Source organism: Pseudomonas cremoris, assembly GCF_014230465.1.
Map to the genome: position 1 here is coordinate 36,413 of NZ_JAAXCY010000001.1, position 18,193 is coordinate 54,605.

Below are 18,193 nucleotides of genomic sequence, written 5' to 3' on the forward strand. Positions count from 1 at the left end.
GCAAGCCCGCTCCCACATTTTTGACCGTGTCCGGCTTCCTTACCCTGTGAAATCTGCTTTTCTGTGAGAGCTCCGTACCACTGACAATCTCGGTCGGCTCTAAGGCCGCCGCGATCTTGCTTTTGATCTAGGAGCGCCCCGTCAAACACGCTGGCCGGAGTGAGGGCACACCGAGCCTAGGCGAGGCACCGAGTGGTGGGGCGAAGCGCTTTTGGTTACTTTTGGCGCTCTTCCAAAAGTGACCCGCTGTAAGAGCGGAACCCTAAGTAGCCGTTACCGCAGCAACGGATATGTACCCCCACCGACACTCAGTAGGCATCAAGCCCTGATCGCCGCCTCAACCCGAGCAATATACGTATCAAACCGCCCCACCAAATCCACCTGCTCAGGAAACCGCAACCACTGAACCTGCAACCCATCCATCATCGCCAGAATCTCCTCCACCAACCCCGCAAGATCCACATCCCCCCGCACCTCCCCCATCGCCACGAGTTCAGCAAACTGCCCCTGCATACGCTGATGAATCGCCGAATACCGCGCCTGAAACCATCCCCACGCCGGGTGCGTATCCAACAAACTCTCGGCATTCAAAATGGTAAACGCCCGCACCACCCCCGGCGCCGTGGCGTTCGAGCGGTTGATCGCCCGCAGGCTGCCAAGCAAGCCATTCAGAGACTTTTCCGCCCGCACTTCATCGGCAATCCGTTGATTGACCTCATCCCGACGCTGCAACACCCCCATCAACAACGAGATCTTGCTCGGAAAGTGATGCAGCAAACCCGCCACGGATATGCCGACAATCGCCGCCACCTGGGCCATGGAGGCGCCGCCGTAGCCTTCCAGGGAAAATACCTGCAGGGCCGCGTCGAGCAGTTCTTCGCGACGCCTTTCGCCCTTGGGTGCGCGACGCGTCTTGGGGGTGGGTTCGGTCATGGAGAAATCCTTGAGCTTTCCCGTTCGATCAGGCGGCAGTCCAACAGGTTCAACCGTTGGACTTCATCCTCAACCGGCAGCACGCCGAGGCTTTCCAGCACACGGGTCGCCGCCAGCACGCCGATCTCCAGGGCCGGTGGCTTGATGGTGCTTAGGCTCGGCAGCAACATTTCAGCGAAGGGGTAATCGCCAAAGCCCAGCACCGCGCAGTCCTGGGGAATCTTCAAGCCGGCACGCTGCCCGGCCAGCAGGCCGCCGGCGGCCAGGTTGTCGTTGGCGAAGAAGATCGCGTCGGGCGGTGTGGCGTGGCTCATCAGCGCCTCCATTGCCTGCTTGCCAGCTTCGAACGGCGCACGGTCGGCGTCCGGGGCGAAAGCCCAGGGTTGCACACCCAACTCGGTCAGCGTGGCAGCAAACCCCTCCCCGCGCTCCATCGCGCTGAAGTCGCCGGCCGCGCTGTTCTGCACGAAGGCAATGCGCCGATAGCCCTGGCCATGCAGGTAGCGCGCGGCGGTGACGCCCACTTCGTAGTGGGAGAAACCGATCTGCAACGGCTCGCGTTCAGGCACGTAGTCCCAGGTTTCCACCACCGGGATATCGGCGTCGGCGATCATTTTTTCGGTGCCCGCGCTGTGAAAGCGGCTGGTCAGCACCAGCGCTGCCGGCGACCAGCCGAGGAACGCGCGCACTGCGCTTTCCTCCTGCTCGGCACTGAAGTAACTCGATGCCAACAACAGCTGATAGCCATGGCGACTGAGGGTGTCGCTGAAGCCCTGGATGGTATTGGCAAAAATCGGCCCGGAGATGTTCGGGATCACCATCGCCACGATGCGTCCACGCGCCGAGGCCAGCCCACCCGCCACCAAGTTGGGCACGTAACCCAACTCGGCCACTACCTCGGCGATGCGTTCGCGACGCTCGGGCGAAACCTGCTCCGGCTGGTTGAAGTAACGCGAAACGGTAATCGCCGAGACCCCGGCCTGACGCGCCACGGTGTTGAGGGTCACGCGCCCGGCGCCACGACGTTTGCGCGGTTTGTCTTCGCTCACGGGGAAATCCTGTTAACAACAAAAAGGAATATAGGACTAATTTTTCAGTATTTGACGTTCTAAACCAGACCTACCAATAATGCCGATGTTAGCGCTAACAAAGCGCTTTGTCTGCTACTCGCTCAAGCGAATGCCAGAGACGAATTCACAGGCGTCGCCGTCGCAGAACGGTAACGGTTCAGGGCATTTTTTTCGAGCGGGCATACCATGTACAACGTCCAACGCACTACGTTATTGATCCTGGCCGGGTTGACGGCCCTGCCCACCTTTGCGGCTGACGAGCAGGAGCCGACGCTCAAATCCGTGACCGTCACCGCCACCCGCCGCGAAGAGTCGCTGCAAAAAGTCCCGGTGGCGGTCTCGGTGCTTGATGGCGAACAGCTGGAGCGCGACAACCGCAACGGCGTGGCCAGCATCGCCCAGCAGGTGCCCTCGCTGAACTTCCGCACCGGCGCGTCCAACAAGGACACCTCGTTGTTCGTGCGTGGCGTGGGCACCATCTCCACCTCCCCCGGCGTGGAGCCAACGGTGGCCACGGTGATCGACGGCGTGGTCTACGCCCGTCCCGGCCAGGCCACCCTCGACCTGCTCGACCTGGAGCGCATCGAAGTGCTGCGCGGCCCCCAGGGCACGCTGTTCGGCAAAAACGCTTCGGCCGGTGTGTTGAACATCACCAGCAAGGCGCCCACCGCCGAGACCCACGGTTATATCGACCAGTCCTACTACAGCGGCAATGAAAGCCGCACCCGCTTCGGCATCGGCGGCAGCCTGGTGCCGGATGTGTTGAAGGGTTCAGTCAGCACCTTGTTCGGCAGCTACGACGGTAACGTCGACAACCAGCACAACGGCCAGGAGGTCAACGGCTACAACCACAAGGGCATTCGCGGCAAGTTGGAGTTCACCCCCAACGACGACGTGAAGCTGACCCTGATCGCCGACTACATGCAATCCCACGACGACGCGCCCAATGGCGTGGTGAGTAAGTCCCTGACGCCTGCGTTCGCCAACGCGCTGAGCCCGGTGCGCGCCTCCAGCGACAACCGCGACATCAACACCGACACCCGCAGCCATGTGGAAGACACCAACAAGGGCCTGTCGGCGCAGTTGGACTGGAACCTCGGCGACTACACCCTCACGTCGATCACCGCCTGGCGCGGTTGGGACAACACCCAGTACCAGGACGGCGACCGCCTGGGCACCGTGACCGCTGCCTTCCCCGGAACCGCCGACAAGGGTCAGTTGGAGTTCAACCAGTACTCCCAGGAACTGCGCTTGGCCTCGCCCAAAGGTGAGTTTCTGGAGTACGTCGGCGGCCTGTTCTACATGCACGGCAAGGATGAGGAAACCTACCAGCGCACGCTCACCACCACCACGCGCACCGACCGTGGCATCGCCGACTACAGCACCACCAACGACAGCTACGCGGTGTTCGGCGAAACCACGCTGAACTTCACCTCGCGCTTTCGCGGCATCGCCGGCTTGCGCTACACCCGTGACGACCTGAAATACGATCACCGCCGTGCCTCGACTTCAGCCACCACGGTCAGCGGGATTCAACCGGCCACGTCCAGCTCGGGTTCGGTGGATGAAGACGGTTGGTCTGGCCGCCTGGGCGTGCAGTACGACATCACGGACAACGTCACCAGCTACCTGACCTATTCGCGTGGCTACAAGGGCCCGGCGTACAACGTATTCTTCAACATGCAGCCGCGTGATACCGACGCGCTCAAGCCAGAAACCTCCAACACCTGGGAAGCCGGGATCAAGGCCACGGCCTGGAACAACCGCCTGACCACTAACCTGGCGGTATTCCACAGCGACTACGACAACTACCAGGCCAACTTCTTCGATACCGTGGCCGGCCAAGTGGTAACGCGCTTGATCAACGCCGGCAGCGTCAGCACCGAAGGCGTCGAGCTGGACTATGCCTTGCAGGCCACCCAGCAACTGAAGTTCTCCGGGGCGCTGGCCTACACCCGTGCGCGCATCGACGAGTTCGCCTGCCCAGCAGGTGCAGCCGCCACCTGCAACGTGAACGGCAAGCCCCTGCCCTTCAGCCCGGACTGGAAAAGCTACGTACGTGCCGACTACACCATCCCGCTGGATAACGGCCTGGACATTGAACTGGGCACCGATTACAGCTGGCAAAGCGAAGTGCAGTACGACATCAGCCAGAACGTCGACACCCAGCAAGGCGCCTACGGCATCTGGAACGCCAGCGCGGCCCTGGCCGACTACAGCAACGGCTGGCGCGTCGCCTTGCTGGCCAAAAACCTCGCCGACAAGTCTTACTCGCCGCTGCTGGCCAGCGGTGGCAACTACATCTACCGCGCCGTACCCCGTGACGATGAACGTTACTTCGGCGTGCAACTGCGCAAGGACTTCTAAGCATGAGCCGTCAAATGAAACTCGGCGCCTTTCTCATGGCCACCGGTCACCATGTCGCCGCCTGGCGCCACCCGGACGTGCCGGCGAACGCCGGGCTGGATTTCGCCCAGTACAAACACCTGGCACGCGTGGCCGAAGGGGCGAAGTTCGATGCGCTGTTCGTGGCTGACAGCATTGCCGCGGCCACTGGTGAGATTGCCAGCCATATGGCGCGTTCGGATCATTTCGAGCCGCTGACCTTGCTCTCGGCGTTGAGTGCAGTGACGGATAACATCGGCCTGATCGCCACGGCGACCACCACCTACAACGAGCCTTACCACGTGGCGCGTAAATTCGCCTCGCTGGATCACCTCTCCGGCGGGCGAGCGGGCTGGAACCTGGTGACCTCGGACGCCGCCGCCGAAGCGCAAAATTTTGGCCGCGATGAACACCTTGGTCATGGCGAACGCTACAGCCGCGCTCGGGAGTTTCATCAGGTGGTGACCGGGCTCTGGGACAGCTGGGAAGACGATGCCTTTGTGCGCGACAAGGCCAGCGGCACCTACTACGATTCGGCCAAAGTGCATGTGCTGGATCACGTCGGCGAACATTTTCGTGTCAAAGGCCCACTCAACGTGGCGCGTTCGCCCCAGGGCCAGCCGGTGATCGTGCAGGCCGGTTCTTCGCAAGCTGGCCGTGAGTTGGCAGCGCAAACCGCCGAAGTGGTGTTTACCGCACAGACCTCGCTGGAAAATGCCCAAGCGTTTTATGCCGACCTCAAGCGCCGTCTCTTGCAGTACGGACGTGACGCGGACTCGCTGAAAATCATGCCCGGCGTGTTTGTGGTGGTCGGGCAGACCGAAGCAGAGGCACAGGCAAAATTCGAGGCGTTCCAGGATCTGGTCGAACCAGCAGTCGGCGTTGCATTGCTGGGCCGTATGCTGGGTAATTTCGACCTGTCCGCCTATCCGCTGGACGGGCCGTTGCCGGAGCTGCCCTTGACCGACAGCGGGCAGCGCAGCCGTCAGCAGTTACTCAGTGACCTGGCCAACCGCGAGAACCTGACCTTGGCACAACTGGGCCGGCGCATCGCCGGCGGGCGCGGGCATTACAGCCTGATCGGCACACCTGCGCAGATCGCCGATGAGCTGCAACGCTGGTTCGAAAACGGCGCGGCCGATGGTTTCAATATCCTGGTACCGCACCTGCCCGGTGGGCTGGAAGATTTCGCCCAATGGGTGGTGCCCGAGCTGCAACGGCGCGGCCTGTTCCGTACCGAATACACTGGCTCTACCTTGCGTGAAAACCTCGGTTTGGCACGCCCCGAAAACCGCTTTAAAAAGGACGACGCATGAAAATTTCGGCGCTGTTACTGGCCCTGCTGGCGGTGACCCAAACCGCCCTGGCCGCCGATCCTGTCACCCTGCGCATCGGCTACCAAAAAGGCTCAATCGCCCTGGTGTTGGCCAAGGAACACGGCCTGCTGGAAAAACGCTTCCCGCAGACCGATGTGAAGTGGGTCGAATTCCCCGCTGGCCCGCAGATGCTTGAAGCCCTCAACGTCGGCGCACTGGACGTGGGTTCCACCGGCGACATCCCCCCCCTGTTCGCACAGGCGGCAGGCGCGGACCTGGTCTACATCGGCGCCGAACCGCCCAAACCCACTGCCGAAACGATCCTGGTGCGCAACGACAGCCCGCTGCACTCAGTGGCGGACCTCAAAGGCAAGAAAGTCGCGTTCCAGAAAGGCTCCAGCTCACACAACCTGATCCTGCGTGCGTTGAACAAGGCTGGCCTGAGCTACAAGGATATCCAGCCGGTGTACCTGCCGCCCGCCGACGCCCGTGCGGCGTTCGAACAAGGCAGCGTGGATGCGTGGGCGATCTGGGAACCCTATTCATCCCTGGCGCTAAGCCAGAGCCCAAGCCATGTGCTGGCCAACGGTGAAGGGGTGGGATTGTCGGGGCCGGTGTACACGGCGCGGCGCGAGTATGCCAAGGCCAATGACACGTTTGTGCATGACCTGCTGGGCGAACTGACTGCGGCAGAAGCGTTGACCCGTAGTCAGCGTGAAGACAGTTTGAAGGTGTTGACCCGTTTCATGGGGCTGCCAGCGGATGTGATCGCGCGCTACATGGACAACCGCCCGCCTTCGCCGATCCTGCCGATTGACGAGAAGATCATCCAGGCGCAGCAGGCGACGGCGGATTTGTTCTACCAGAATCGCTTGTTGCCCAAGGCCATCGACGTGAAAAAAGCCGTGTGGAGATCAGAAGCCAACTGATCTCCAAATGTGGGAGCAAGCCCGCTCCCACAGTTTTTACCGCGTCAGGCGTGATTACGGGTACTTTTCTTGATCAGGCACATGGGGGTTCCGGCAATCGGCTCTTGCATCACCTGCACCTGCACATCAAATACCTGGCGCATCAACTCGGCACTGATCACTTCCCCCGGCGCACCATGCGCCACCAGCCTGCCGCCGTGCATCACCGCCAGGTGATCGGCATAACGGCAGGCCTGGTTGATATCGTGCAACACCGTCATCACCGTCTTGCCCTCTGCCGCCAATTCCCTCATCAAGTCCAACAGCTCAACCTGATGACTGATGTCGAGGTAAGTGGTCGGCTCATCCAGCAACACCACCGGCGCGTTTTGCGCCAGCACCATTGCCAGCCACGCCCGTTGGCGCTGGCCACCGGACAAGTCCGCCAACGCGCGATCCGCCAACACGTCCAGTTCCAGACGCTGCATGGCTTGGGTCACATGGGCTTGGTCGTTGCCGCTCAGCCGTCCCCACAACGCGTTGTGCGGGCTGCGCCCATAAGCCACCAATTGGCGCACGCTGACGCCTTCCGGTACCGGCAACACTTGGGGCAAGAATGCGATCTGCCGCGCCAATTGGCGGGCGGACAGGCTGGCGTAGGATTGCCCATCCAGCGTCAGTTCGCCCTGGGTCGGTTTGAGAATGCGCGCAAACGCCTTGAGCAAGGTCGACTTGCCACAGCCGTTCGGCCCGATCAATGCGGTGACCTTCCCGGCCGGCGGCGTGAACGACAGGCCTTGCACGATGCGCGTCGCACCGTAGCCAATATCGAGCTGATGTGCCTGCAAAATACTCATGTCATCAGCCCTTGAACCGTGCCAGCAACCAAAGAAAATACGGTGCGCCAATCACCGCTGTGAGCACCCCTGCGGGGATTTCGCTGGGCGCGATCAACGTACGCCCCAGCGTGTCGGCCAGCACCAGCAACAGCGCACCGATCACCATCGCGGCCGGCAGCAGGTACTGGTGATGCCCGCCCACCAAGCGCCGCGCCATATGCGGCGCGACCAGGCCGATAAAACCAATCGGCCCGATCACGCCCACGCCCAGGCTGGTCAGCAGCACCGCACACGCCATCGCCAACCAACGCGTGCGGTTCAGCGCCGTACCCAGGCTGTGGGCCGCCTCATCGCCAAGGGCGATCAGGTTCAGCGGCTTGGCCAGGCACAGGCCTAGCGGAATCAACACCAAAAACGGCAACACCAACGCCACGTGGTGCCAGTTGCGGCTCCACAGGCTGCCCGTGAGCGCGAGCAACGCGGTGTTGATGTCCAGCGGATGGGACAGAATTAGAAACTCGGTGACACTGGACAACGTCACCGCAATCGCCACCCCGGACAGCGCAAAGCGCACTCCGGAAAAACTCACTCCGGTGTTGTACAGCGCCAGCAGCAACGCGCCGCCGGCACCGCCCAGGCACGCCACCAGCGGCAGCCAGGCAATCGGCAGCTGCGGCCAACTGATGATCGCCACGGTCAGCGCCAAGCCTGCGCCCTGGGTCACACCGAGGATTTCCGGCGAGGCCAGCGGGTTGCGGATCACGCCCTGCACAATCGCCCCGGCCAGGCCGAAGGCAGCACCTGCGAGAATCGCGATCAGGCTGCGCGGCAGGCGATGGTTCCATACTTCGAAGTCGAGGGCGTCGTGGGCCAGCAGGCGCTCGAGCACGGTTTCAGGCTTGAGCCACTGGGTACCGGCGCTGAGGCTGATGAACGTGGCGAGCAGCAACAGGCCCAGCAGCAACCAAAGGCGCAATCGTGGGCGGATCATAGGGCGCGCCTGGCAAGAAAGAGGAAGAACGGTGCACCGATCAATGCAGTCACCACACCCGCCGGGGTTTCGACTGGAAACGCCACGGCGCGGCTAAGCAAGTCGGCACCCAGCACGATCACCGCGCCCAATGCCGCGCTCAACGGGATCAGCCAGCGGTAGTCATTGCCCAGATACTGGCGAAGGATATTCGGCGCAATCAGCCCGACAAACCCAATCGGCCCCACCGCGCAGACACTCGCCCCCACCAGCAACAGGCTGGCGACAAACACCTGCAAACGCAGGCTGGCGATGCCCACGCCCAAGGAGCGCGCGGCGTCTTCACCGAGGTTGATCAGGTTCAAGCGCGGCGCACACCAGAGCGCCCACAGGCCGCCGATCAGGGTGCACGGCCAGAGCAATTGCACCTGCGCGGCGCCGACATTGGCCAACGAACCGGCCAGCCAATTCAGCACACTTTGCGCCTGGGCTTCGACCAGGATCACCGTGAGGCGGGTCAATGCCGCGCACAATGCCGCAACCGCCACACCGGCCAGCACCAAGCGGCCTTGGGCGGTAGTCGGCGACCAGGCACCACCGAGACTGAACACCGTGACCCAGGCCAACGCGCCGCCCAGGCAGGTCATCAACAACGCGCCACCGGCAAACGGTGGCGCAACCAAGCCTGTCGAGAACAACGCCAGGCCCAACGCCGCTCCCGCCGTCACGCCGAACAATGATGGCGAGGCCAGGCGGTTACGGGTGATGCCCTGCATCAGCGCACCGGCCAGGCCCAGGCAAGCACCCACCAGCGCTGCACATACGGCACGCGGCACCCGCAATTGGGCGACGATATACGCCATATTGCCGCCCACGCTGCCCTGGTGAACCAGGCCATTCCATGCATCCGTTGCGGTAAGCGTGAACGGCGACCAGCTGTACAGCGAGAACCAGAACAACACGGCCCCCAGCAACACAATGCTGACGGCGGCGAAACTGCGCGGCACGCTTAGTGGCTCAGTACGGCTTTGCCGCCTTTGAGAATCGCCAGCGCATCTTCGGCGATCTGCTCCGAGGCCAGCACGCCCCGGTTACGCGCCCAGCTGTCGCCGTCGACTTCGGCTACGTGTTTGTTACGCACAGCGCCAAGTACTTGCCACAGCGGCTGCTTGCTCCAGGTGTCGACGATGCTCGGGCGGCGGTAGTGGCCGACCAGCAGCCAGCCCGGGTCCAGTGCGAGCAGTTGTTCCAGGCTGACAAACTCGGTGGGCGCAGCATTGGCGCGTACCGACGGCACTTTCAGGCCGATGGCTTGCAGCACGCTACCGGCGTAGGAGTCGGGGCCGTGCACCGAGAAGCTGTCTTCACGGGCAACGCCAAACAACACGCTGGCGCCGGCGGGAATCTGTTGCGCGATGGCTTTCAGATTGTCGCGGTTCTTCTGGATACGCGCTTGCATCTGCGGGCTCTTGCCCAGGGCCTTGCCGATCAGCTCGGCGGATTTCAGGCTGCCTTCGTAGTCCTCACCACGTGACGGCAGCAACAGGGTCGGCGCGATGCTCGCCAGGTCGCTGTACAAGGCTTGATGACGGTTGAGGTCGGCGACAATCAGGTCCGGCTTGAGCCGGGCGATTTCCTCGATGCTTGGCTGCGAGCGCAAGCCCACCGACTTCCACTGGCCGATGGCCTGACGCACGCGCGGCAATACGCGGTTGGCATCGCCATCATCGGCAGCGCCTACCGGGGTGACGTCAACGGCGGCGAGGCTATCAAGAAAGGAAAACTCCAGCACCACCACGCGCTTGGGCGCATCCGGCAGGTGCACGGCGTGCTGGCCGTCGTTGAGGTCGATGGGAGCAGCGCTCAACACGCTTGAAGAGAACGCCAGCAGGCAGGCGGCCAGGGTGGGGATGGAGCGCAGCAATCGCATGACAAGGACCTCGGCGTTAAAACACCCCAGCTAGACAGACCGGGGAAAACGGCGGGTACTATTCCATATCGGGGCGGCGCAATCAAAAAACATTCTCATTAGCCCTGACACCGCAGCTCAAATGTGGGAGCGGGCTTGCTCGCGAATGCATTGTGTCAGTCAATACATCCAGTGACTGATACACCGCTTTCGCGAGCAAGCCCGCTCCCACACTGGGATCTGTGTACACCCGTTAAAAATCGACAGTGGCCGACAACAGGTAAGTACGCGGTGTCGCCAGGGTCAGCCCCGGCTCGCTGTCATCCGACGCGCCGGCCGAGCTCCAGTAGCGCTTGTCCGCCACGTTTTCCACATTCGCGCGCAGGGTCACGTGCTTGTCGTCCACTTTGAAGGCATAGCGCGCACCCACGTCGATACGGTTCCAGGCGTCGATTTCCTTGACGTTGGACTGGTCCAGGTACTGCGAGCTGGAATGGATGCCACGGCTGGTCAGGGTCAAGCCTTCAAGCCCCGGCACGTCCCATTCGGCGCCCAGGTTGACGTTGTACTCTGGCGTTGCCGGAGCACGGTTGCCGTCCCAGGTGCCGTTGGTGGTGTCTTTGAGTTTGCTGTCGATGTACATCACCCCGCCCAGCAGGCGCACGCCCTTGAGCGGTTCGCCGAATACGCTCAGCTCCGCACCGGTGTTTTCGCGCTTGCCATTGGGGCCGAACAACCGCGTGGTGGCGTTGGTCTCATAGGCCGGCTGCTTGATACGGAACACGGCGGCGGTCACGGCGAAGGCGCCGGCGTCGTATTTGGCGCCGACTTCCACCTGGCGGCTGATGAACGGCGGGAAGATCTCATCCTCGTTACGCGAGGTGGACGGCGCGATCTTGCCCTGGCTCAGGCCTTCCATGTAGTTGGCGTACAACGACAGTTTGTCGGTGGCCTTGAACAGGAGGCCGCCCGACGGCGAGAGTTTTTCTTCGTCGTAGTTGGTCTTGCCTTTGATGCCGTCGCTCCAGTCATCCACCTTGACCCGCTGCCAGCGCGCGCCGAGGGTTAGCAACAGGCGGTCGTCGAAGAAGCCGAGGGTGTCGGACAGGGCCACACCGCTGAAGGCGTTCTCGGTATAAACCTTGGCGTCCTGGCGCGTTGCCGTGGACGGCGTCGGAGTTTGCACCGGGTTGTACAAATTGCTCGGCGCCGCTGCATACCGTGCGCCGCCGTTGGTGAAGTCCATGTAGAAGTAGCTGGCCGCCAGGTTGACTTCGTGGCTCACCGGCCCGGTATGGAACCAGTTACGCACGCCGGCGGTGTAGGTGCGCACGTTTTCATCGCGGGTGAAGTCGCGGGGCTGCACACTGAAATCCCCAGCCGCATTGCTCACGGAGACTGCATGACGCAGGAAGTCGTGGTTGCTTTTACGTGCGCCGACACCGCCGTACAGCATCACGTTGTCGCTGAGGTCGTATTCAGCGTTGACCGTACCAAAGGTGTCGTGGGTGCGGGCCTTGCTCCAGGATTGCGCATAGTTGCGGCGCACATCGTTGGCGCTGGGCACCGGTGCGGCGGCTGCCACCTGCACGCGTTCCTGGGGGGCATCGGTGTCGCGTTCGGTGTGGCCGATATCGGTGGAAAGGCGCAGGCGCTCGCCACGGAAATCCAGGCCCAGCACGGCCATTTCGCGGTCGACGGTTTGGTGATCCCATTCGGTATCGCCGGACTGCTTCACGCCGTTGAAGCGGATGCCAAACTTGTTGTCTTCGCCAAAGCGCCGCCCTACGTCCACCGCGCCGCCGGCCTGGCTGCCAGAGGCCCAGGTGCCGGTGAACGAATTGATGTCCTTGTCGGTGGCGCGCTTGGGCACCACGTTGATCCCACCGCCCACGCTGCCACGGGGCGAGATGCCATTGATCAACTGGCTCGGGCCCTTGAGGATGTCGACGCGGTCGGCCATTTCCATATCGATGGTGTAAGTCGGCAACACGCCGTACAGACCGTTGTAGGCCACATCGCTGTTGAACAGGCTGAAGCCACGAATAGTGAACTGCTCGTAACGCCCACCGGCCGGGTTGGTGGCGCGTACCGAAGGGTCGGCGGCGATCAGGTCGCCCAAGGTGCGCGCCTGCTGGTTCTTCACCGCTTCTGCGGTGTAGGTGGTGATGCTGAACGGGGTCTCCATGAAGTCCCGCGTGCCCAGCATGCCCTGCGCAGTGCGTCGTGCCACTTGGCCACCGGCGTAGGTATCGCCGTCGTACAGGCCGGTGGTGCCGAGGATCGAGGTCGGCGCCAACTCCAGCGTACTGCCCTCCGGCACCGGCACCAGCCTGTAGGCCTGTTCACCCATGGCCTGCAGTTGCAGGCCAGAACCTTGCAGCAACCGGGCAAAGCCCTCTTCCACGCCATACTCTCCGGATAAACCACTGCTGCTGCGCCCGCTCACCAGCGCCGGGTCCACCGACAGATTAACCCCGGCCAAGCCAGCAAAACGGGTCAACGCCGCGCTCAGGCTGCCGGCTGGCACTTGGTAGCTGCGGCGGGCGGCGGTGTCTTCGGCGAAACTGACGGCGGTGAAAAATGGACTGGCGCTGAGGCTCAGCAACAGGCTCAGCTTGAGCAAGGGACGGACGACGGGCATGGGAGGAAGCTCTCGATTTTGTTCACATACCTGGAATGACCGGCGACGCAAAAAAAAGGGACAGGTTTATTTAATTATTTTTCAACGCGGCCAAATACCTCGATCACCAGAGACTAGCGGTGCGCGCAGTTTCCCGGCTGGACGCAGATAAAATGTGGGAGCTGGCTTGCCTGCGAAGGCGGCGCGTCAGCTGGCATATGGGCCGACTGACATGCCGCCATCTCGCACTCACCACACGGCAATATGCGAGTCCGCCCGCGGCTCGGTGCCGCCGCACAGCACCCCGCTAACCGGATCACGCAGGATGATCTGGCCACGCCCGTATTCTGTGAGATCACTGGCAATCTGCACGTGATGCCCCCGCCGCGCCAAGGCGTTGGCCAGGTCTCGGGAGGCGCCCTGCTCGATCCCCACCTTCATATCACCCAACCATTGCCAACGCGGCGCGTCCAAGGCCGCTTGTGGGTTGAGGCCAAAATCCACCAGGTTCATCACCATCTGCACATGCCCCTGGGGCTGCATATAGCCGCCCATTACGCCGAACGGCCCCAGTGCCTGGCCGTCCTTGGTAAGGAAGCCGGGGATGATGGTGTGAAAGGTTTTTTTGCCCGGCGCCAGGCAGTTGGCGTGGGCCGGGTCGAGGCTGAATTCCTGCCCGCGATTCTGCAAGGCGATGCCGCTGTCGGGTAGCACCACGCCGGAGCCAAAGCCGTGGTAGTTGCTCTGGATAAACGACACCATATTGCCTTCGGCATCTGCCGTGGCCAGGTACACCGTGCCGCTGGCGTGGGGGTCGCCGGGCTTGGGCGGCTGCGCCTGTTCGCCGATCTGCGCGCGACGGCGGCGGCTGTAGTCGTCGCTGAGCAGATCGGCAACAGCGACGCGCATGTGCTGCGGGTCGGTGATGTAGTGCAGGCCGTCGCTGTAGGCGAGTTTCATCGCCTCCAACTGGCGGTGCCAGGTCTGCTGGCTGTCACGATGATCGAACTCGAAGCCTTCGAGGATTTTCAGCGCCATCAACGCCACCAGGCCCTGGCCACTGGGAGGAATCTCCCAGACGTCCACGCCCCGGTAATTGACGTGGATCGGCTCAACCCACTGCGCACGGTAATCCTTGAGATCACTGGCGCGCAGGTAGCCACCGCTGGCACGTGAATGGGCGTCCAGGCGTTCGGCCAGGGCGCCGCGATACAGGCTTTCGCAACGGGTTGCGGCCAGTTCTTCAAGCGTCCGGGCCTGGGCCGGGTTGCGGAACATCTCCCCGGCCCGAGGCGCGCGGCCTTCAATCAGGAAGGTGTCAAACCAGGCGTCCAGCACCGTGTCGCGATGGGGGGTGAATTCATTCAATGCGTTCTGCCATTGGTGGGCGACCACCGGCGACAGCGGGAACCCGTCCCGCGCGAGGCGGATGGCCGGTTGCAGCAGCTCGGCAAACGGTAGCGCGCCGAAGCGTTGCGACAGCTCGGCCCAGGCCGATGGGCAACCGGGCACGGTGACTGGAGTCCAGCCATACAGCGGCATCTGGTCATGCCCTGCCGCCTTGACCGCCTCGATGCTCAAGGCCGCCGGCGCGTGGCCGTTGCCGTTCAAACCGTGCAACTGGCCCTTGCACCAGACCAAGGCAAACGCATCGCCGCCCAAGCCACAGCCGGTGGGCTCCACCACGGTCAAGGCGGCGGCTGTGGCGATGGCCGCATCAATGGCGTTGCCGCCCTTTTGCATGACCTCGATACCGGCCTGGGCGGCCAACGGTTGGGACGCCGCGACCATGCCGCGCTGGGCAAACACGCTCTGGCGCTGCGACGGATAGGGATACTCGTGAGCAGAAAATTTCATCATGGCAAAGAGGCTTCCACACAAGGCTTCAGGTCATAACACGCGGCTGAGAAACGCACGCGTGCGGGGATGGCTGGGGTGGCTGAAAATCTGCTCTGGCGGTCCTTGTTCGATGAGTTCGCCCTGGTCGAGCACCACCACGCGGTCGGCCACTTCACGGGCAAAGCCCATTTCGTGGGTGACCACCACCATGGTCATGCCCTCCTCGGCCAGCTCCTTCATCACTTGCAGCACTTCGCCGACGGTTTCCGGGTCGAGGGCGCTGGTGGGTTCGTCGAACAGCATCGCCTGGGGTTTCATCGCGAGGGCGCGGGCGATGGCGACTCGTTGCTGCTGGCCGCCGGAAAGCATCGAGGGGTAATGGCTGGCCTTGTCCGCCAGGCCCACCCGTGCCAGCAGGGCACGCGCCTGTTCCAAGGCTTCGGCGCGCGGTGTGCCGAGCACGTGGATCGGTGCTTCGATGATGTTTTCCAGCGCGGTCATGTGGGGGAACAGGTTGAAGCGCTGGAACACCATGCCGATGTCGCGGCGCTGGCGAGCAATGTTGCGCTCCGAATCGCGCACCAGGCTGCCGTCGCTGCGTTCGCGATAGCCCATGGCACGGCCGTTGACACGAATGCGCCCGCCCTGGATGTCCTCCAGCAGGTTGATGCAGCGAATGAAGGTGGTCTTGCCCGAGCCCGAGGCACCGATCAGCACCACCACTTCGCCGCGCCGCACTTGCAGGGAGATGCCCTTGAGAATCTGCAAGTCGCCGAACGACTTGTGCAGGTCCAGGGCTTCGATGATCAGTTCGTCACTTTTGTGCGCCATGGTTAGCGTCCCCTCAGCAGTTTCAAGGTGCTGCGCCCGAACATGCGGCTGGACGCGGGCGGCGGTGCCGAAGGCCGGTCGGACTGGCCGAAACGTGCCTCCAGCCAACGCTGGAAGAAGCCCCACAAGGTGGTGAGCATCAAGAAGTAGATGGCGACCACCAGGTACAACTCGAACACGCGAAACGTCGCCGAGGTGACCATTTGCGTACTGAGCAGCAACTCCTGCACGCCGATCACGCTGACCAGCGTGGTGTTCTTGAGCATCACGTTGAACTCGTTGCCCAGCGGCGGCACGATCACGCGGAACGCCTGGGGCAGCACGATGCGCCGCATCAGCTTGGCGAAGCCCATGCCCAGGGAACGCCCGGCTTCGTATTGGCCCTTGTCCACCGCGCCGATGCCGGCGCGGATGATCTCGGCCATGTATGCGCCTTCGTTTAGGCCCAGGGCGATGATGGCGGCCTGGATATTGCCCGGCACGATCAGACCGAACAGTTCAATATCCTCGAAGCGGAAAAGCCCGCCCGCCGCCAGCGCCGTGTACAGGAACACGATCTGCACCAACAGCGGCGTACCGCGCATCAGCCACACATAAAAACGCACCGGCAGGTGCAGCAGTGGGTTCTTCGACAGACGCAACAGCGCCGCCGCCAACCCCAGCGCGCAGCCCAACAACATCGCCAATACGCTGATCAGGCAGGTCAGCCAGAGCCCGGTGAGGTACACCCCGCTGGGCTGCAACAGGTACTGCCAGAACACATCCCAATTGAAGTTCATTGCGGGAAACCTCAGTCGAGAGTGTCGCTGCTGACATGCCATTTATTCAGCAACGCCACATAGCTGCCGTCGCTGCGCATGTCGCTGATCACCTGTTGCACGGCGGCGGTGAGTTGCGGGTCGTCCTTGCGCATGCCCAGGCCGGTGAGGATGCGGCTGAATGCCGGCACACCTTCCTGGAAGAGGTCCGGGGCCATCGCCGCGTAGTAACCGGCGGTTTCCACGGTGGTGCCGTAGGCGTCGACCTGGCTGATGCGCAGGGCCTGGAAGGCATCGGTGTCGGTGTTGTAGACCACCAGTTTCATCGGTGGCTTGCCGGCCTTGGCCAGGCTTTCGTTTTGCGTGTCCAGCAGGGTCTTGATGGTGGAGCCGTTGAGCACCGCGACCTTGTGCCCGGACAAGTCATCCAGCGCCTTGATGCCTTTGGGGTTGCCCTTGGGCACCACCACCGACTGGCTGGAATACATGTAGTTGACGATGTCGATCACCTGGCGCCGCTCGGGCTTGTCGAACAGTTGGTCGACGATCATGTCGCACTGCTGGGCAAGCAATGCAGGCACCAGGCCGGAGAACGGAATCACCCGCCATTGCACCTGTTTGTCGCCCAGGCGCTTGGCGATTTCCAAGCCAAGGTCAACGGTGAGCCCCCGTGGTTTCTGGGACTCATCGAAGGACACCAAAGGCGGTGAGTCCATCCCCGAGCAGTAGGTGAGTTTGTCGACTTTCTGCAAGCGCTCCGGTACCTGGGGCGCAGCAGTTGCCCATTGGGTACAGAGGCAGAGGGAGAGAGCCACCAGCAAGGCGCGGCGTTTATGCATGACCAGACACTCCAGTTCGTTGGTTAACGGGGCAGGACTCAAAGTCAAAACACGGGCGGGCTTGGGCCCACCTCTGATTATTTTTCCGATTGCAAAAACTGGATCAGCGCCGGCACGGTGCCTTCGATGTGCTCGCGCACCACGGCTTCGGCGCGGGCGGCGTCGCCGGCGCGAATCGCATCGAGGATCACCGCATGTTCCTGGCGCGCGCTGAGGGGTTTGTCGCCGTGCTGCAACCACAGGCGCATGGGCGCTTCCACCAGCGAATAGAGCGCCGAGATTTGTTTCATCAAGCGCGGGCGACCGCTGAGGCTGCACAGGTATTCGTGGAACGCGCGGTGGCGACTGACCCAGGCGGCGCTTTCGTCGCGGTAGTCGTCCATCTCGTCGAGCATGCGTTCCAGCGCGGCCAACTGACGCTCGCCAATCCGCCCCACCGCGACGCGCACCGCCAGGCCTTCGAGGGCGCTGCGCATCTCGAACACTTCGTGCAATTCGTCGATATCCAGGCCGCTGACGATGGCGCCGCGATTGGGCCGCAGGGTCACCAGGCCCTGGGCATCCAAGCGACGGAAGGCTTCGCGCACCGGCATGCGGCTCATGCCGATCTCACTGGCGATGTCCTCGGCAATCAGCCGGTCACCCTTGCGGTAGCGCCCGCTGCAAATGGCATCGAGCAGGAAGTTGTAGGCCTCCTCCTCGGCGGTGAGGGGCTGGCGGTCAACGTAAGTGGGAGCAAATTGCATCGGCAGCACCTTTTGAATTTTTGTATCCAATTATCCACGAATGCAAAACAGCAGAATGCGTGCCAACTGCCTCAATGCAGAGCCAAGTGATTGATTCGGATGAAATAGCCGGGAATGGCCAATGAGTGAGCGGAAGACGCGCGTAGGAAATTGCTACCAAATAGCTCAGAAAACGCCCCATCTGTGGGCAGAAGTAACGGGCTGCGGGCATAACCTTAGCTGTCGAT

15 protein-coding genes are annotated in these 18,193 nt (G+C 62.7%); 3 read left to right on the forward strand and 12 right to left on the reverse strand.

The window, feature by feature from the left end:
• Window positions 1-318: 318 nt before the first annotated feature.
• Both HF257_RS00150 and HF257_RS00155 read right to left on the reverse strand, forming a co-directional pair.
• Window positions 319-933 (reverse strand): TetR/AcrR family transcriptional regulator, encoded by a 615-nt coding sequence (locus HF257_RS00150; RefSeq protein WP_185704276.1) that lies wholly within the window; start codon window positions 931-933, stop codon window positions 319-321.
• Window positions 930-1,982 carry a LacI family DNA-binding transcriptional regulator gene (locus HF257_RS00155; RefSeq protein WP_185704274.1) on the reverse strand — a complete coding sequence of 351 codons (1,053 nt, stop codon included), beginning with the start codon at window positions 1,980-1,982 and terminating at the stop codon, window positions 930-932. Before HF257_RS00155 ends, HF257_RS00150 begins: the two co-directional genes overlap by 4 nt.
• Window positions 1,983-2,189: 207 nt before the next feature.
• Here HF257_RS00155 and HF257_RS00160 point away from each other — a divergent pair, with 207 nt between their 5' ends.
• The 3 genes from HF257_RS00160 to HF257_RS00170 are packed head-to-tail and all read left to right on the forward strand — an operon-like array spanning window position 2,190 to window position 6,633.
• Window positions 2,190-4,370 carry a TonB-dependent receptor gene (locus HF257_RS00160; protein WP_185704272.1) on the forward strand — a complete coding sequence of 727 codons (2,181 nt, stop codon included), beginning with the start codon at window positions 2,190-2,192 and terminating at the stop codon, window positions 4,368-4,370.
• Window positions 4,371-4,372: 2 nt separating this feature from the next.
• The gene (locus HF257_RS00165; protein WP_185704270.1) at window positions 4,373-5,704 is read left to right on the forward strand and encodes an LLM class flavin-dependent oxidoreductase; all 1,332 of its coding nucleotides are present in this window, start codon (window positions 4,373-4,375) and stop codon (window positions 5,702-5,704) included.
• Window positions 5,701-6,633 carry a sulfonate ABC transporter substrate-binding protein gene (locus HF257_RS00170; protein WP_185704268.1) on the forward strand — a complete coding sequence of 311 codons (933 nt, stop codon included), beginning with the start codon at window positions 5,701-5,703 and terminating at the stop codon, window positions 6,631-6,633. Before HF257_RS00165 ends, HF257_RS00170 begins: the two co-directional genes overlap by 4 nt.
• A 44-nt stretch (window positions 6,634-6,677) precedes the next feature.
• Here the strand turns inward: HF257_RS00170 and fecE are convergent, their stop codons facing one another.
• The 10 genes from fecE to HF257_RS00220 form a co-directional block, all read right to left on the reverse strand.
• Window positions 6,678-7,469 carry a Fe(3+) dicitrate ABC transporter ATP-binding protein FecE gene (gene fecE, locus HF257_RS00175; RefSeq protein WP_185704266.1) on the reverse strand — a complete coding sequence of 264 codons (792 nt, stop codon included), beginning with the start codon at window positions 7,467-7,469 and terminating at the stop codon, window positions 6,678-6,680.
• 4 nt (window positions 7,470-7,473) lie between these two features.
• A complete protein-coding gene (locus HF257_RS00180) occupies window positions 7,474-8,442 on the reverse strand; it encodes an iron chelate uptake ABC transporter family permease subunit (protein ID WP_185704264.1) in 969 nt (322 codons plus the stop codon).
• Window positions 8,439-9,428: an iron-dicitrate ABC transporter permease FecC gene (fecC, locus tag HF257_RS00185; RefSeq protein WP_185704261.1), complete on the reverse strand. Its 990-nt coding sequence runs from the start codon at window positions 9,426-9,428 to the stop codon at window positions 8,439-8,441. Before fecC ends, HF257_RS00180 begins: the two co-directional genes overlap by 4 nt.
• 2 nt (window positions 9,429-9,430) lie before the next feature.
• Window positions 9,431-10,351: a Fe(3+) dicitrate ABC transporter substrate-binding protein FecB gene (locus tag HF257_RS00190; protein WP_185704259.1), complete on the reverse strand. Its 921-nt coding sequence runs from the start codon at window positions 10,349-10,351 to the stop codon at window positions 9,431-9,433.
• 232 nt (window positions 10,352-10,583) lie between these two features.
• A complete protein-coding gene (locus tag HF257_RS00195; protein ID WP_185704257.1) occupies window positions 10,584-12,974 on the reverse strand; it encodes a TonB-dependent receptor in 2,391 nt (796 codons plus the stop codon).
• A 228-nt stretch (window positions 12,975-13,202) separates the two neighbouring features.
• Window positions 13,203-14,813 (reverse strand): gamma-glutamyltransferase family protein, encoded by a 1,611-nt coding sequence (locus HF257_RS00200; RefSeq protein ID WP_185704255.1) that lies wholly within the window; start codon window positions 14,811-14,813, stop codon window positions 13,203-13,205.
• Between the two features lie 30 nt (window positions 14,814-14,843).
• Window positions 14,844-15,623 (reverse strand): amino acid ABC transporter ATP-binding protein, encoded by a 780-nt coding sequence (locus HF257_RS00205; protein ID WP_185704253.1) that lies wholly within the window; start codon window positions 15,621-15,623, stop codon window positions 14,844-14,846.
• Between the two features lie 2 nt (window positions 15,624-15,625).
• On the reverse strand, window positions 15,626-16,402 hold the full coding sequence (locus tag HF257_RS00210; RefSeq protein ID WP_185704251.1) for an amino acid ABC transporter permease: 777 nt from the start codon (window positions 16,400-16,402) through the stop codon (window positions 15,626-15,628).
• An 11-nt stretch (window positions 16,403-16,413) separates the two neighbouring features.
• Complete coding sequence (locus tag HF257_RS00215) at window positions 16,414-17,220, reverse strand: ABC transporter substrate-binding protein (protein WP_185704249.1); 807 nt, start codon at window positions 17,218-17,220, stop codon at window positions 16,414-16,416.
• 77 nt (window positions 17,221-17,297) lie between these two features.
• Window positions 17,298-17,966, reverse strand: coding sequence for a GntR family transcriptional regulator (locus HF257_RS00220; protein ID WP_185704247.1), 669 nt, complete (start codon window positions 17,964-17,966; stop codon window positions 17,298-17,300).
• Between the last annotated feature and the right edge of the window lie 227 nt (window positions 17,967-18,193).

Bases quoted from the DNA above. Each gene is read 5' to 3' on its own strand.
- HF257_RS00150 (WP_185704276.1), bottom strand. From the start codon at position 933: ATGACCGAACCCACCCCCAAGACGCGTCGCGCACCCAAGGGCGAAAGG.
- HF257_RS00160 (WP_185704272.1), top strand. From the start codon at position 2,190: ATGTACAACGTCCAACGCACTACGTTATTGATCCTGGCCGGGTTGACG.
- HF257_RS00165 (WP_185704270.1), top strand. From the start codon at position 4,373: ATGAGCCGTCAAATGAAACTCGGCGCCTTTCTCATGGCCACCGGTCAC.
- HF257_RS00170 (WP_185704268.1), top strand. From the start codon at position 5,701: ATGAAAATTTCGGCGCTGTTACTGGCCCTGCTGGCGGTGACCCAAACC.
- fecE (WP_185704266.1), bottom strand. From the start codon at position 7,469: ATGAGTATTTTGCAGGCACATCAGCTCGATATTGGCTACGGTGCGACG.
- HF257_RS00180 (WP_185704264.1), bottom strand. From the start codon at position 8,442: ATGATCCGCCCACGATTGCGCCTTTGGTTGCTGCTGGGCCTGTTGCTG.
- HF257_RS00190 (WP_185704259.1), bottom strand. From the start codon at position 10,351: ATGCGATTGCTGCGCTCCATCCCCACCCTGGCCGCCTGCCTGCTGGCG.
- HF257_RS00195 (WP_185704257.1), bottom strand. From the start codon at position 12,974: ATGCCCGTCGTCCGTCCCTTGCTCAAGCTGAGCCTGTTGCTGAGCCTC.
- HF257_RS00200 (WP_185704255.1), bottom strand. From the start codon at position 14,813: ATGATGAAATTTTCTGCTCACGAGTATCCCTATCCGTCGCAGCGCCAG.
- HF257_RS00205 (WP_185704253.1), bottom strand. From the start codon at position 15,623: ATGGCGCACAAAAGTGACGAACTGATCATCGAAGCCCTGGACCTGCAC.
- HF257_RS00210 (WP_185704251.1), bottom strand. From the start codon at position 16,402: ATGAACTTCAATTGGGATGTGTTCTGGCAGTACCTGTTGCAGCCCAGC.
- HF257_RS00215 (WP_185704249.1), bottom strand. From the start codon at position 17,220: ATGCATAAACGCCGCGCCTTGCTGGTGGCTCTCTCCCTCTGCCTCTGT.
- HF257_RS00220 (WP_185704247.1), bottom strand. From the start codon at position 17,966: ATGCAATTTGCTCCCACTTACGTTGACCGCCAGCCCCTCACCGCCGAG.